Below are 15,072 nucleotides of genomic sequence, written 5' to 3'. Positions count from 1 at the left end.
AATTATTCTAAGATCAAAAGTTTGCAAAATGCAATGGAAAAGGAGTGGAACACCATTGAAGCGGGAAGGAAAATTTGGTCACAAATGCAAAAAGCCGGCTCTCCACGAGGGCCGGCTTTTGTCGTATTCTTTAAGTATTTTATAGATTCAAAGCAGCATTCATTGATCTGACAGCCTCGGCTGATTTTTCAAAAGCTGCTTTTTCCTGGTCGCTCAGTCTGATATTGATTATTTTTTCCCATCCGCTGCGACCTAGCACGACAGGAACACCCATACAAATATCTTTTTGTCCGTACTCTCCATTTAGGGAGACGCTGCAAGGAACAATTCTCTTCTGATTGCGGACGATGCTTTCAACCAATAAAAGCGTAGCGGCACCCGGTGCATACCAGGCAGAAGTACCGATTAGTTTGGTGAGCGTAGCGCCACCTACCATGGTATCGGCAGCAACTTTTTCCAGTTTTTCAGGAGATATAAAACGGCTTACCGGAATCCCGTTATATGTGGCAAGACGTGTCAGAGGTATCATGGTTGTGTCGCCATGTCCGCCAATTACCATTCCGTGAATATCGAGCGGCGACACATCCATTTCCAGTGCAAGATAGGTTTTGAAACGGGCACTATCCAGCGCGCCGCCCATACCAATAAGCCGTTTTTTTGGTATGCCTGATTCCTTCAGTGCAAGGTAGGTCATCGTGTCCATTGGGTTGGATACAACAATTATTATTGCCTTTGGCGAATATTTAAGTATGTTTTCTGTTACTCCTTTTACGATGCCGGCATTGATTCCGATTAATTCTTCACGGGTCATTCCTGGTTTCCGGGGAAGGCCTGATGTGATCACAACCACATCCGATCCTTTTGTTTTTTCATAATCGTTGGTTGAACCAACAGGCTTGGTATTAAAGCCAAGTAATGCAGCAGTCTGATACATATCCAGAGCTTTGCCTTCACTTACTCCTTCTTTAATATCCAAAAGAACTACTTCCTCTGCCAGTTCGCGACGAATAATATTATCAGCAGTGGTTGCACCCACGGCCCCGGCTCCTACGACGGTAATCTTCATAAAGAATTAATGTTAAGAGTTAATGTATTAACGATCCCCTAAATTAGGATACATAATTTGTTAAAACCATAAAGAATTTTATTTTTCTACGGAAAAGTAATACGCATCGATCCAACATGCAATTTTTTCCGTAATTAGATAGTTATATTGCCGTAACCAACCACTTTTTCGTTCCGGAGATGGATAATGACTCTTTAATTACACGTATACTTAAGTCTGTTTTTTTTAAGAACGCGCAGGGTAAAGCCGGGCGTTATGCGGGCAATGCTAACCGCTTGTTTGAATTGGCCAAAGACGTTATGGGCAAACTTCAGACGGTGGGTTTTAAAGGAAATATGGTTGAATTTAAAAGTAGCGTTCAGTTGCTGATCAGGATGGTGAGAGCTTATGCATCCGGAGAATACAAAGGTTTACCATGGAAAAGCCTTGTGTCAATCGTAGCTGTGCTGATCTATTTCGTGTCGCCAATTGACATTATACCGGATTTTCTTCCCGTAATCGGGATCACGGATGATGTGGCGCTGGTGATCTGGCTGATTAAAACCCTTGGGAATGATATTGGTAAGTTCTCTGAGTGGGAGAAGCGTGAAAAATCAATTAATATAGGATAAAGTCGCTCTAATTTTTAATTCTTAAGAAAAGAATAAGTATTTTTGTAAACATAAAAAAGAAAATAGATATGGAATCAGTAACTGTTTTAGGAGGAATTATGGGATTGGGTGGACAGGAGATATTTTTGGTAGCTTTGTTCGTTTTACTTTTCTTCGGTGCAAAGAAGATTCCTGAGCTGATGCGCGGTCTTGGTCAAGGCATCAACGAATTCAAAAATGCTACAAAAGACGTAAAGGAAAATATTGAAAAAAGCATGGAAGATACAACAAAGTAATACTTCCACTTTATTGTACTAGTACTGGCAGAGCCGTTAAGCTAAAACTTACTGGCTCTGATTCTTTATTTATAACCCCACAAAGAAATATACATTGAAAGAGTATCTGACGCTGAGAGAGATTCAGAGTGATTTGCATGAAGGAAGTTTAACCTGCGTGCAGCTGGTCGATCATTATTTGGAGCGTATTTCGTCCGATGTTCACCTGAATGCTTTTGTCGACGTTTACACCGACCAAGCAAAACAAGCAGCTTGTCTCGTTGATGAAAAAATCAAAAATGCAACTGCCGGGCGTCTGGCCGGACTTGTTGTAGGTTTGAAAGATGTACTTTCTCATAAAGGACATGGTTTACAGGCCGGCAGTCAGATCTTAAATTCTTACATCGCACCTTACAATGCAACGGCTGTTCAGCGTCTGCTGGACGAAGACGCCATCGTGATTGGCCGTCAGAATTGTGACGAATTTGCGATGGGTTCTTCGAATGAAAACTCTTCATTAGGAGCTGTTCTTAATGCTGCTGATAACTCCCGTGTTCCGGGAGGATCTTCCGGTGGGTCTGCTGTTGCGGTTCAGGCCGGATTGTGTCATGCTTCCATAGGCAGCGACACAGGTGGTTCCGTTCGTCAGCCTGCCGCTTTCTGCGGTGTTGTTGGACTTAAACCTTCATACGGACGCATATCGCGGTGGGGACTTATTGCTTATGCTTCCTCTTTTGACTGCGTTGGTCCTATTACCAAAAGTGTAGAAGATGCTGCACTTTTACTTGAAATTATGGCCGGTGCAGATAATTTTGATAGTACTGTATCGTCCAAAGAAGTTCCTTCATATCATAAATCGTTGTTTGATTGGAAAGGAAAAGCCAAGATCGGGTATATCAAAGAAACTCTTGATAGTGAATCTGTCGCGCCTGAAATAAGACGTAATACGCTTGAAGTATTAGATCGTCTCAGAGCTGAGGGGCATGAAGTGGAGCCGGTAAAAATGCCCCTTCTCAACTTTTTACTTCCTACCTATTATATACTTACTACCGCAGAAGCGAGCTCAAATCTTTCCAGGTTTGACGGGGTGCGTTATGGACATCGTTCTTCTGAGATAACAGACCTTGAATCCCTTTATAAGAATTCGAGAACCGAAGGTTTTGGAGATGAGGTGCGGAAAAGGATTTTACTTGGGACTTATGTTTTAAGTGCAAATTACTATGACGCATACTATACAAAGGCGCAGCGCGTTAGAAGACTGGTGCGGGAAGAAGCGCGAAGGCTTTTTGAGCAGTACGATTTCTTTATTTCCCCGGTAACACCTAGCACAGCATTTAAAATAGGAGAAAAAACAGAAGATCCGTTACAGATGTATCTTGCGGATATTTTTACTGTTCAGGCTAACGTGATAGGAAATCCTGCAATTGCTATTCCTAACGGAACGGATGAGGAAGGACTTCCGATAGGATTACAAATTATGGCGCCATACTTTGAAGAAGAGAAGATGCTTAAATTTGCAAACTATTTGTCTTCTGTGATTAATGAGCGTAAACCGGCATTCTCTAATTAGGAGAAACGGATATAAATATGGGTAAGATCTTTAATGAGGAATTAACGAGTGGGTGTTCCTTCCCACATGTTTTAAGAAAATAATCATGCCAGGAAATGCGGGGAATGCCCCGCGAATCTTAAATAATAAGATCAGTAATTATAATCTATTAAGATTATCTAATTCAGCAGGCTAATTTTCAAATTTGAAAATTATAAAACAGGAGTCTGTGTAAGCAGAAAGGCCATTGAAAACCGGGAATTGATTAACCTTCAAAAAAAAGTTATTGATGAAGATTTCGAAAAAAGTGTTGTGGCTCGGAGCCATGTGTGTTGGGTTTGGGAATTTGGCGTTTGAAGCAGCAGCTGCGTCATTCATTCCACAGGAGAAGATAGAATTCGGGCAGGACACGCTGGGAATAAGCGGACAGGTTGTTGAAAATCTGTTGCCGGATGTAGAGGAGATAGGTGTAAATCCTTCTATTCCGGAAAAGTTACTCAGAGAGCGTTTTGCTAGACTGGAAAAATCAATTCCGCTTACATATCATAAATCATCACATGATTTTGTAGAATATTTTATCTACAAAAAAGCGAGCTTCACAAAGTCGATGATGGAAAAAATGCCCCTGTTTTTTCCATTATTTGAAAAAACACTTTCAAAATACGGCTTGCCGGGAGAGCTAAAATATCTCTCGATGATCGAATCGGGGCTGAATCCTAAGGTAATATCTCATGCGCGTGCAGGTGGTTTATGGCAATTTATGCCCGCAACCGGTCGTGAATTCGGATTGTATCAGGATAGTTATATCGATGAGCGCTTCGAACCTGTAAAGGCTACTGAAGCTGCATGCAGATATCTGAAACAGCTTTATAATATTTTCGGAGACTGGGAATTGGCGCTGGCATCTTATAACACAGGTCCCGGAAATATTAAACGTGCCATGCGCAGATCTCGTGGAACCACGTTCTGGACAATTTACAATGCACTTCCCCGTGAAACCCGTTCCTATGTACCGCAATATGTGGCGATGAATTACATGATGAACTACGGGAACGATCATGGGATTTATGCTGAAAACCCGGAATATCAGATTCCCAACGATACTATTCATGTAAACGGATATATCGACCTTGTTGCTTTTTGCAGTAATAGCGGCATCGATTTTCAGGAACTGGGTAAACTCAATCCTTCTATTACCAAAACTTCTCTGCCGGATCAAACCCGTGATTTTGTTTTGAGAGTTCCCAGTGTAAAATACACTTATCTGGTAAGTAACAGGTCTATTATAATGGATTCGTGCACCCGGAAGTTAATTGCAGCGGCTATGATGATTGCCATGGCTGACAGCTGCCGCACAGATTCACTTGGTAAAAATGCAGCATTTCCTTATGCTTATGTAAGTAATGATCAGGAATATGATGATGAGGCTTCCACAGTTACTGTCAACCGTACCAGGAAATCTTCACATACCGTGCGGAGAGGTGAAACACTGAATTCAATTTCCAAAAAGTATGGAGTTCAGATAGCGGATCTTAAACGTTGGAATCACATCCGCAGAAGCAGCATCATGAAAGGCCAGAGACTGGTGATCATGAAAGAGGTGAAAGAAGTAGTTACTTCGGCCAGCAGACTTGCAGTTGCTGAAAAACCTAAAAGAGAACCTGCCAAAAGTCATCGAGTGAAAATGCGGTATCACACAGTTCAGCAAGGTGATACATTATGGACTATTTCGCAGCGTTATGGCTTGCCGCTGAATCACCTGAAAAAGGCTAACAGGATCAGAGGAAATGAAATTAAGCCTGGCCAAAAACTGATTATATCAAGCTAGCAATTGATTTTCATACACATACTTAATATATGATTGCCTACGTTAACGGTACAGTTAGTTACAAAGATCCTGCATATACCATTATTGACGTAAACGGAATCGGTTACGAGATAAAAATTTCGTTACAAACCTATACTGCAATGCCTGAAAATGGTGAACGGTGCAAACTGGTCACTTATTTAAATATCCGGGAGGATGCGCATGTTTTGTATGGTTTTTGGGCAGCGGATGAAAAAAAGCTTTTTCTGGACCTGATTGGTATTTCCGGTGTGGGACCATCTACCGCCCTGGTGATGCTCTCCTCTCTTTCCTCTCACGAAATCCGTCAGGGTATTGTGGATGAAGACTTACGGTTGATTCAGTCTATCAAAGGAATTGGCTCTAAAACTGCGCAGCGTGTCATTTTAGAATTAAAAGACAAGATTCGTAAAGAGGAATGGGGGATGACTGATAACAAAACGGTCTCCAATCAGCCCCATACGTCAAAAAGTGAAGCATTGGCAGCATTAGTAACACTGGGAATTCCGAAAGCAACTGCAGAAAAAAGTATCGACGCTATTATTAAGCGGGAGGGACAAGATCTGAGTGTTGAACAATTGATTAAACTCGCATTGCGCTAGTCTGTATGGAATATGGAAGTTGGTATAGTATCGTATTTACTTTGCCCGGTCGCATGTATATGATGGAAATGGATCTAAGCTCTAACCTTCTCTAAATAAGATTATTAGCCTTGTCGTCAACACTTTACTCTCTGCTCTTTAAGGCAATTACGATATCCAGCTGCGCGGTGGTTCTGGCCTCTGTGTCGGTAAATCAGGATGTCTATTCCAATGCAGAGCTGGATTACACTCTGCTTGCTGATACGCTGACAGAGGACACTACCAAAAAAAATATAGACAAGTCGGGCAGTCAGCTGATTACCCGCTGGAAGGATTATTATTCTAATAAGTTTATCCAGCCACGTCCGCGTTCTCCTTTTTATCTACGGGACCCGTCTAATATTTCAACTACCATTTTACTGGACACTACCGGCAAACTCGCTGTAACCGAAAGCATTCAGACACCAACCGGTAGTTTTGATTTTCGCGCGCCACAGGCGATGAGTCTTGAGGAATATGATAAAATCCAGGAAGACCGTGCCTTCAAAAGTTTGTTACGTGAATATGCCGGAAGGCAGGATGGCAAAAGTGCTATGGGAGCAAGAGGTTTGCTGCCAAAACTGGATGTTCCTCCGGCTATTTCTAAATTGTTAGGAGACGATTTTATCAATTTTAAACCAACCGGATTTGTATCGCTCGATTTGGGGGTGATGAACCAATTTCTGGATAACCCAACGATTCCGATACGTCAGAGAAGAAATACACAGTTTATTTTCAATGAGCAGATCAATATTAACTTCGATGCGAAGCTGGGTGATCTGCTGGGATTTCAGACTAATTTTGATACAAAAGCAAACTTCAATTTTGAGAATGCGATTAAGCTGAATTACAAAAATCCCGAAGAAAGCTGGATCAGAAAAATCGAAGCCGGTAATATTAACTGGGCCGTTAACAGTCAGCTGATTCCCGGTGTACAAAATTTGTTCGGATTAAAGACTGATCTGCAGTTTGGCCGTTTAAGAGCAACAATAGTTGCCTCACAGCAAAAATCCAGCAAAGAAAGAATTGTTTTGAGAGGTGGTGCACAAGGGCGTGAATTTGAACTTCGTGCAGATACTTATGATGAAAACCGAAACTTCTTTTTGTCGCAGTATTTTAGAAATATCTATGAAAACTCTCTGACTACTACACCTACGATTACCTCCGGAGTTACGATAACACGTATGGAGGTGTATGTGACGAACCGTACAACTACTACTGAATCATTAAGAAATATTGTTGGTTTTGCTGACCTTGGAGAACCGGCGCCTTTCAAAGATGCGAACACAAATTTACAGCCGATCAACCGGACTTCGCCTGCGGCCAACGCAGCAAACGGACTCTTTGCAAACCTACAGGCAAATACTGCTTTTCGTCAGGTTGATAATACCAACTCGGCTGTCACAGCCTTAGGTCTTGGGAAAACCACCGATTACGAATTGTTAAGAGGGGCCAAAAAGCTTGTTGCTGAAAGAGATTACGTTTTCCATCCACAGCTTGGGTATATATCTTTGACCAATACCCTTAGAAATGATGAGGTTCTGGCGGTAGCTTATGAATATACCTTAAATGGAAGGGCATATAAAGTAGGAGAGCTTACGGAAGATTATCAATCCAAAAAGGATGATGAGGTAATCGTTTTAAAACTGCTTAAATCATCTACCATACGGAACAATACAAATCTTCCGATGTGGGATCTGATGATGAAAAATATTTATTCCCTGGGAACCAGCCAGATTGATCGCCAGGGTTTTCAGTTAAGGGTGATTTATAAAGATGATTTAACCGGAATTGATAATCCTAATCTGCAGGATAGCGATATAGCCAATATTCCGTTGATCCGCCTTATGGGATTGGATCGTCTGAATCCCGTTAATGATTTACAGCCTGACGGTAATTTTGACTACGTCGAAGGCATAACGGTAGACAGTAAAACCGGACGGATTATTTTCCCCGTGTTGGAACCGTTTGGTACAAACCTTGCGCGAAAGTTTGGTGCCGGAAATGATCAGGCAAGAAGCAAATACGTATTCAATGAGCTCTATCGTACCACCATGATAGATGCCCAGCAGATTTCAGAAAAAAATAAATTCTTCCTTAAAGGTTCTTATCAGTCGAGTGAAGGTGCTGAGGTGCAGTTGCCATTTGGTGTCGTGGAAACGTCGGTTACTGTTACCTCCGGAGGTGTGCCGTTGTCAGCCGGATCTGATTATTTGGTAGAGGCTCAGATCGGTCGTGTCAGGATATTGAACCAGAGTGTTATGAATTCGGGCAGAGAAATTGTCATTGAGTTTGAACGTCCGGATATGTTTCAAAACCAGATCCGGTCACTGCTCGGAACAAGACTTGATTATGCTCTAAACCGCGATATGAGTCTTGGTTTTACCGCCATGAAATACCGTGAAAGACCTGCGGGTTTTCTTACGCGGGTTTCGATTGGAAATGAGCCGGTTAACAACACGATCCTTGGCTTTGATATTAATATGCGCAAGGACCTGCCATTTCTTACCAGGCTAATTGACAAACTTCCTTTTTTACAAACAAAGGAAATGTCAAGTATTCGGTTTAAGGCGGAATTTGCCAAGCTCTTTCCTGGTGTGTCAAAAGATGTAAATAACCGCTCACTGGTCGATGACTTTGAAGCAACCCGTACGGTATACGATCTGGCTCGTCAGCCACAAAAATGGAGACTTGCCGGAGTTCCTCCTAAGTTTTCCGTAGGCCAAAACGGAACTTCGCTGGCATATGGCTACAAGCGCGCTAAAATTTCTGCTTATACAATTGACAATATCTTCGGCGGCCAGCAGGGACTGGGTGGCGGCGGATATCAGCTGCCATCGAATATCGATGCAGCAGACAGTAATTATTATGAAAAATTATATTTACCAAATCAGATTTTCCCAAATCGTGCTATTGCAGGTCTTGTAACATATCCTCAGAATATTCTGGATATTGCTTACTATCCTACTGAAAGAGGAATGTATAATTACAACACTGATTTAACTCCGGAAGGACGCCTTAAATTACCAAGGCAAAATTTTGGCGGAATCAGCAGGGCAATTACTTCTGATAATGATTTTGATAACGCCAACATTGAAAGCATAGAGTTCTGGATTCTGGATCCTTTTATTAAAGGACCGAATGGTGTCATCCGGGATGGTACAAAAGACGCTTCCGGGAATAATATTGGTGTCAACAATACAACAGGCGGTAAGCTGGTCTTTAATCTGGGAGATATTTCCGAGGATGTGATTCCTGACGAGCGCTATAATTTCGAAAACGGTTTGCCAATCGGTCCCAAAATCGTTGGAGATAATGTTGACTCAACTGCCTGGGGTTATGCTACTAAATCACAGTATCTGATCAATGCTTTCAGCAATGAAACCGGAGCGCGACAACGTCAGGATGTTGGACTTGACGGATTAAGCAATGAAGAGGAAAGGGTATTTTTTAGAAGATATCTGGATGCCCTGCCACAGGGAGTAAGAGCAAGATTTGAAGAGGATCCCTCCGGAGATGACTTTAACTTCTTTTTGGGAGATGAGCTTGATCAGGCCAATGCCAAGGTTCTTGAGCGTTATAAAAACTACATGGGTATGGAAAACAATTCCCCTGAAAGTGCCGGGCGTGCAACAACAGTCACACCTGCATCGACCAACGTTCCGGATGGAGAAGATATGAATGTCGACAACACAATCAATGACAATGAATCTTACTACGAATATGAAATAAACCTTAGGCCGACCGAAATGGAAATCGGTAAAGGATTTATCGTTGATAAAACCATTGATACAAAAGATAAACAGACCTGGTATCTTTTCCGTGTTCCGATTAAAGAGTTTTCCGGACAGGTTGGCAATATGAACGGATTTAAATCAATCCGATTTATGCGTATGTATCTGACGGATTTTGACCAGCCGGTTGTACTTCGTTTTGCCCAGCTCCAGATGATCGGACAGCAGTATCGTAAATATACATCCAACCTGGATGCAGGCGGTTTGCAGGAAGTTCCTGAGCCGTACGATGCCAAGTTTACGGTGGGGACTGTAAGCATTGAAGAAAATGGTCAGGATAACAAGCAACCTAACAAATATATCTATACAATTCCTCCGGGCTGGATTCGCGATCAGGATAACACACAACGTCCTCCCTTACTGCTTAATGAACAATCAATGAGTCTTTGTGTAACAGACCTTCGGGATGGAGATTCAAGAGCTGTATTTAAAAATGTTAACCTCGATCTGCAGTTTAGAAAAAGGCTACGGATGTATGTACACATGCATAATGAGCAGGAAGAGGATAATATGGTTGGCGCCTTTATGCGAATAGGTACCGATCTTACACAAAACTATTACGAAATCGATCTTGCGTCTCTACGCGCAAGCCGTGCTTTTCCCTTTACTTCTGCTGCGGATGCCGGAGAAGTTTGGCCGGAAGGTAATGAGCTTAATATCGCCTTGTCGGATCTGATCAATGCGAAAGCGCAGCGCAACAGGCAAATGGGAAGAAACCAGGGTGTTCCGTTCACTATTACCAGTGCCGATGGTCGTTACAACCTAACCGTTGTCGGAAATCCGGACCTTAGTTCGGTTCGGGTAATGATGATCGGGATGCGAAACCCGAAGTCTTCTGATGAACGCTCAAAGAGCTTTTGTATCTGGGTGGATGAAATGCATGTGGAAGGATTTGACGAAACGGGCGGTATTGCGGCAGTTGCACAGGCAGACATAAAATTTGCGGATTTTGCTACCCTTACTGCTTCAGGGCGACTTGAGACTTTTGGTTTTGGAAGTGTGCAGCAAAGAATAGGCGAGAGGTCCAGAGATTTTACAACCGAATACGGATTCTCTTCCAACATTGCTTTGGATAAAATATTCCCGCAAAGCTGGGGGATGCAGATTCCAGTCTTCTTAAGTTATGACCGCAGAAATATTAAACCGCATTTTGATCCGCTTGATCCGGATACGGAGCTGAATACCTCATTGGATAATTTATTGACCGATGAAGCAAGGGACGGTTATCGAAGGATGGTTGAGGATAATGCGGTCAGAAGAGGAATTAATTTTTCGAACGTAAGAAAAATCAAAACGAAACCCGGAGCCAAAAATCATTTTTATGATTTTGAGAACTTCGCCTTTACATACGCTTTCAGCGATGATAACCGAAGGAATATTTTAACCCAGGAATATGCGCAGCGCATGTATAAAGGCGGGATAGCATATGTTTACAGCAGTCAGCCGAAGGCGTTTGAACCCTTCAAAAAATGGGAGGCAAAAAACAGGTGGATGGAACTGGTGAAAGACTTCAATCTGACGTTACTTCCTAATATGGTTTCCCTTCGTGCTGATGTGGATCGTCGCTTTCTGAAAACACAGCTCAGAAATTCAGACCTGACAACCGAGGGGATTCAACCGATGTATGAGAAGTATTTTTGGTTCAACAGGTATTATGACCTGAATTGGAACCTGACCAGAAACATGACGCTGGCTTACAATTCTTCTGCCAATTCAGTGATCGACGAGCCAATGGGCGATATCAATACCGCAGATAAAAAAGATTCGCTCTGGACAAACTTTAAAAAGCTGGGACGGATTAAGAATTTTGATCAGAAAATCAATTTTACTTACCGTTTGCCGCTTGACAAAATTCCGCTTCTGGATTGGATGAGCGCAGATTACAAACATGCCATCGGTTACCAGTATCAGGCGAATGCGTTAGGGCTGGTTGATACAACGGGAGCACCTTTTGGCGATATCATTCGTAACAGTCGTGAACGCGGTGTAACAGGGAAGGTTGATTTTGTTTTACTATACAACAAATTACGCTATCTGAAATTTGCCAATACACCTTCCGCGGCACGTAAGAATTTTGCAAGAAGCCCCGGTGATATTGAAGATATTGACCTGCACTCAACCAATCTTGTTAAAAATATAACGAGGTTATTGATGACTGTACGTGGTATAAATTTCAGTTATTCGGTATTGGAAACAACGGCTTTGCCGGGTTATCTGAGAGCGCCTCAATACTTCGGTCTCGATAATGCGAATGCACCGGGACTGCCGTTTGTACTTGGTCAGCAGGATCGTAACTTCCAGGTGAAGGCGGCTCAACAAGGATGGGTTACAACCAGTACCGTACAGAATCAGCCTTTTCAGCAAACTATTGCAAAGAATTTTTCTGCCAATACCACACTGGAACCTTTCAAGGATTTCAGGATGATTATTGATGCAAGATTGATTCGTCAGGATGCTTATCAGGAATTTTACAGACCTGACGAAACCGGGAATTTTGCTTCTCAAAGTCCGTTAAGAAACGGGCAGTTTAGTATGTCGTTCTGGTCTTTCCGCACTGCATTTACCAAAATGAACCGGGATAATTCATCCCCTGTTTTTGACCGGTTCAGGGCGTATCGTGATAAAATGATTGAAGTTTTGAACAACCGTAATCATTCAGAAATTAAAGGAGAATACACAGAAACTTCCCAGGATGTACTGATCGCTTCTTTCTTTGCGGCCTATTCCGGAAAGGGAACTGCCGATACCAGCAAGGTCCGCACAAATCCTTTCCTGAAATTTCCGATGCCTAACTGGGATGTAAGCTACAACGGGTTGTCACAGTTGCCGGGTTTTAAAAGATTATTCAGTGCATTTACACTAAAACATAAGTACTATTCCAATTACAGCGTGGGTAATTTCACTTCTTCACTGGATTATTCAGCGCTTTATGTGAACCTGGCCGTAACCGGTTATCCGCTTTCGTCGCGTCTGAATGATTTGGGACAATACATTCCAGTTTTCTCAATGAGTACAATCACACTTTCAGAGCGGTTTCAGCCACTGCTTGGTGTAGAATTCAGGACGCAAAGCAAGATCACGGCCCGCTTTGAATACAACCGGGACCGGACGGTTGCTTTAAACTTATCGAACTCACAGGTGGCGGAATTGTTCAACCAGGATGTTACCATCAATATCGGATTTACGAAAAACAATGTGCCGCTTCCGTTTAAAATAAATGGAGTTAAGAAGAAATTGAAAAATGATATGACGATGCAACTCGGAATGACTTTCCGGGATACGAGATCCATTCAGCGTAAATTTGACGGAGAAAACATTCCTATTGCAGGGAACATTAATTTTCAGTTACGACCAACTGTTAATTATATGGTTAACAACAGGTTAAGTCTTCAATTTTACTTTGACAGGACATTTAATGATCCTTTGGTGTCGAACTCCTTTTACAGGGCCAGCACTTCCGGAGGTGTTCAGATCAAATTCAATTTGGCAGAATAAAATTTCCATTTGGAAAATACAGTCTACATCCTGTAATTTGCGATGAAAAGACTTTCCAAACTTACACGATTATATAATTATGAATTTCCCGGCGGAACTGAAATATACAGAAGATCACGAGTGGATACGTATCGAAGGTGATACTGCTTTCATTGGAATTACGGAGCACGCGCAGCAGGAATTGGGCGATATCGTTTATGTAGATATCAACACGGTAGGTGATGCCCTGGAGAAGGGAGAAGTGTTTGGATCGGTAGAAGCAGTGAAAACGGTTTCTGATTTATTTATCCCTGTTGCCGGTACGGTGCTTGAAGTAAATGATGCACTGGACGGAGAACCTGAACTGGTGAACTCGGATCCCTATGGCAAAGGTTGGATGGTTAAAATAACGCTATCAAACCCTGATGATACCGATGGTCTTCTTTCAGCAGAAGATTATCAGACATTTATAGGTGCCTGATAAAATGCCTTAAGCTCCGAAGGGAGCTTTTTTTTTGTAATACCAAAATACATTATAGCCGTGGAGAGCTGTAATCTTGCAGAACATTTATGAAAGTATTAATTCGCTCAGTCCGGATTGTAGATAACAAATCATCATTAAACGGACAGGTCAGGGATTTTCTCATCGAAGATGGTATTTTAAAACAAATTGGAGAAAATATTACTGCTGACCAGGCTGAGGTTTTGGAAGGCGCGGGAATGAGTGTTTCTCCCGGCTGGGTTGACATGCGCGTTGCATCCAGAGATCCGGGTTTTGAGCACAAAGAAGATTTGATATCGGTACGGAAGGCAGCATCAAGAGGAGGGTTTGCCGAAATCGTATTACTTCCGAATTCCGAGCCGGTTGTACATAGCAAGGACACACTTAATTATATCAGTCAGTCGGGAAGAGGAGGGCTGGTAAAATTGCATGTGGCAGCGGCAGTGAGCCGGAAAGCAGAAGGCGTCGACTTTACGGAAATGATCGATTTGCATGAGGCTGGAGCCATTGCTTTTACTGACGGTGAACATCCGGTGCAGAATGCGGATCTTTTCCTGAAAACAATATTGTACCTGCGGCCGCTGGATGCGTTGCTGATGAATCGTCCGGAGGACAGGCAGCTCACCCTTTACGGGCAAATGCATGAGGGTGTTACAAGTACACTCATCGGAATGAAGGGAATTCCTTCTTTGGCAGAAGAAATGATGCTGAGCCGCGATCTGAAATTACTTGAATACGCTTTGGAAAAAAGTGTTTATAAATCTGATAAACCGGTGCTGCATGTTTCTCTGATATCTACCAGGGAAGCCGTCGAATTAATCAGAGCCGCCAAGAAAAAAGGCCTGCCTGTTTCCTGCGACGTTGCTGCGCATCAGCTGGCTTATCAGGACAGTGACCTAATCGACTTTGATACAAACCTGAAAGTAAATCCTCCGTTTCGTTCTGCTGACGATGCAGCTGCGATTCGTGAAGGCCTGGCTGACGGTACCATCGATGCCATCGTTTCAGATCACAATCCACATGATGAAGAAAGTAAAAATCTTGAATTTGACCATGCTGATTTTGGTATAACAGGGTTGGAAACTGCGTTCGCATTATCGGTTATGTATAGCGGGCTTTCGGAAGGAGATATTATTGAGAAACTGACGACTCAGCCAAGGAGAATTCTACGGCTTGAAAATAAAAGTATCGTAGAAGGCACTACGGCTAGCCTTACTTTTTTTGAGACGGAAACGGAATGGAGTTTTGATAAAAGTTATTCCAAATCGAAAAACACGCCGTTTCTTGGAAAAACATTAAAAGGTAAAGTTCGCGGTGTTGTGAACAATGGAAAACTGGAGTGGTTTGAATAGGAGC

General features: G+C 42.5%; 9 protein-coding genes. 8 read left to right on the top strand and 1 reads right to left on the bottom strand.

Going from position 1 to position 15,072, the window contains the following annotated elements; translation table 11 throughout:
- Positions 1-139 precede the first annotated feature (139 nt).
- On the bottom strand, positions 140-1,066 hold the full coding sequence (gene mdh, locus E0F88_RS26855; protein WP_131961375.1) for a malate dehydrogenase: 927 nt from the start codon (positions 1,064-1,066) through the stop codon (positions 140-142).
- A 179-nt stretch (positions 1,067-1,245) separates the two neighbouring features.
- Here mdh and E0F88_RS26850 point away from each other — a divergent pair, with 179 nt between their 5' ends.
- From E0F88_RS26850 to E0F88_RS26815, 8 genes are all read left to right on the top strand, one after another.
- Entirely contained in the window at positions 1,246-1,677 is a 432-nt protein-coding gene (locus E0F88_RS26850) for a YkvA family protein (protein ID WP_131961374.1), read from the top strand.
- 68 nt (positions 1,678-1,745) lie between these two features.
- Positions 1,746-1,952, top strand: coding sequence for a Sec-independent protein translocase subunit TatA/TatB (locus E0F88_RS26845; RefSeq protein WP_090341378.1), 207 nt, complete (start codon positions 1,746-1,748; stop codon positions 1,950-1,952).
- 94 nt (positions 1,953-2,046) lie between these two features.
- A complete protein-coding gene (gatA, locus tag E0F88_RS26840; protein WP_131961373.1) occupies positions 2,047-3,501 on the top strand; it encodes an Asp-tRNA(Asn)/Glu-tRNA(Gln) amidotransferase subunit GatA in 1,455 nt (484 codons plus the stop codon).
- 268 nt (positions 3,502-3,769) lie between these two features.
- Positions 3,770-5,308, top strand: a complete 1,539-nt coding sequence (locus E0F88_RS26835; RefSeq protein ID WP_229213927.1) for a lytic transglycosylase domain-containing protein — start codon at positions 3,770-3,772, stop codon at positions 5,306-5,308.
- Between the two features lie 29 nt (positions 5,309-5,337).
- Positions 5,338-5,928 (top strand): Holliday junction branch migration protein RuvA, encoded by a 591-nt coding sequence (ruvA, locus tag E0F88_RS26830; protein WP_131961372.1) that lies wholly within the window; start codon positions 5,338-5,340, stop codon positions 5,926-5,928.
- Between the two features lie 110 nt (positions 5,929-6,038).
- Positions 6,039-13,235 carry a T9SS outer membrane translocon Sov/SprA gene (sov, locus tag E0F88_RS26825; RefSeq protein ID WP_131961371.1) on the top strand — a complete coding sequence of 2,399 codons (7,197 nt, stop codon included), beginning with the start codon at positions 6,039-6,041 and terminating at the stop codon, positions 13,233-13,235.
- A gap of 79 nt (positions 13,236-13,314) precedes the next feature.
- Positions 13,315-13,695: a glycine cleavage system protein GcvH gene (gene gcvH, locus E0F88_RS26820; protein WP_131961370.1), complete on the top strand. Its 381-nt coding sequence runs from the start codon at positions 13,315-13,317 to the stop codon at positions 13,693-13,695.
- Between the two features lie 89 nt (positions 13,696-13,784).
- Positions 13,785-15,068 (top strand): dihydroorotase, encoded by a 1,284-nt coding sequence (locus tag E0F88_RS26815; RefSeq protein ID WP_131961369.1) that lies wholly within the window; start codon positions 13,785-13,787, stop codon positions 15,066-15,068.
- Positions 15,069-15,072 lie beyond the last annotated feature (4 nt).

Origin of the sequence: Dyadobacter psychrotolerans (genome assembly GCF_004349265.1) — a bacterium.
Lineage (GTDB): Bacteria > Bacteroidota > Bacteroidia > Cytophagales > Spirosomataceae > Dyadobacter > Dyadobacter psychrotolerans.
Note: the sequence above shows the minus strand (reverse complement) of the source record. Positions and strands in the feature narration are given on the sequence as shown.

Coding starts and splice junctions, on each gene's coding strand:
- E0F88_RS26835 (WP_229213927.1), top strand. CDS start 3,770: ATGAAGATTTCGAAAAAAGTGTTGTGGCTCGGAGCCATGTGTGTTGGG.
- E0F88_RS26850 (WP_131961374.1), top strand. CDS start 1,246: ATGGATAATGACTCTTTAATTACACGTATACTTAAGTCTGTTTTTTTT.
- mdh (WP_131961375.1), bottom strand. CDS start 1,066: ATGAAGATTACCGTCGTAGGAGCCGGGGCCGTGGGTGCAACCACTGCT.
- E0F88_RS26815 (WP_131961369.1), top strand. CDS start 13,785: ATGAAAGTATTAATTCGCTCAGTCCGGATTGTAGATAACAAATCATCA.
- gcvH (WP_131961370.1), top strand. CDS start 13,315: ATGAATTTCCCGGCGGAACTGAAATATACAGAAGATCACGAGTGGATA.
- E0F88_RS26845 (WP_090341378.1), top strand. CDS start 1,746: ATGGAATCAGTAACTGTTTTAGGAGGAATTATGGGATTGGGTGGACAG.
- ruvA (WP_131961372.1), top strand. CDS start 5,338: ATGATTGCCTACGTTAACGGTACAGTTAGTTACAAAGATCCTGCATAT.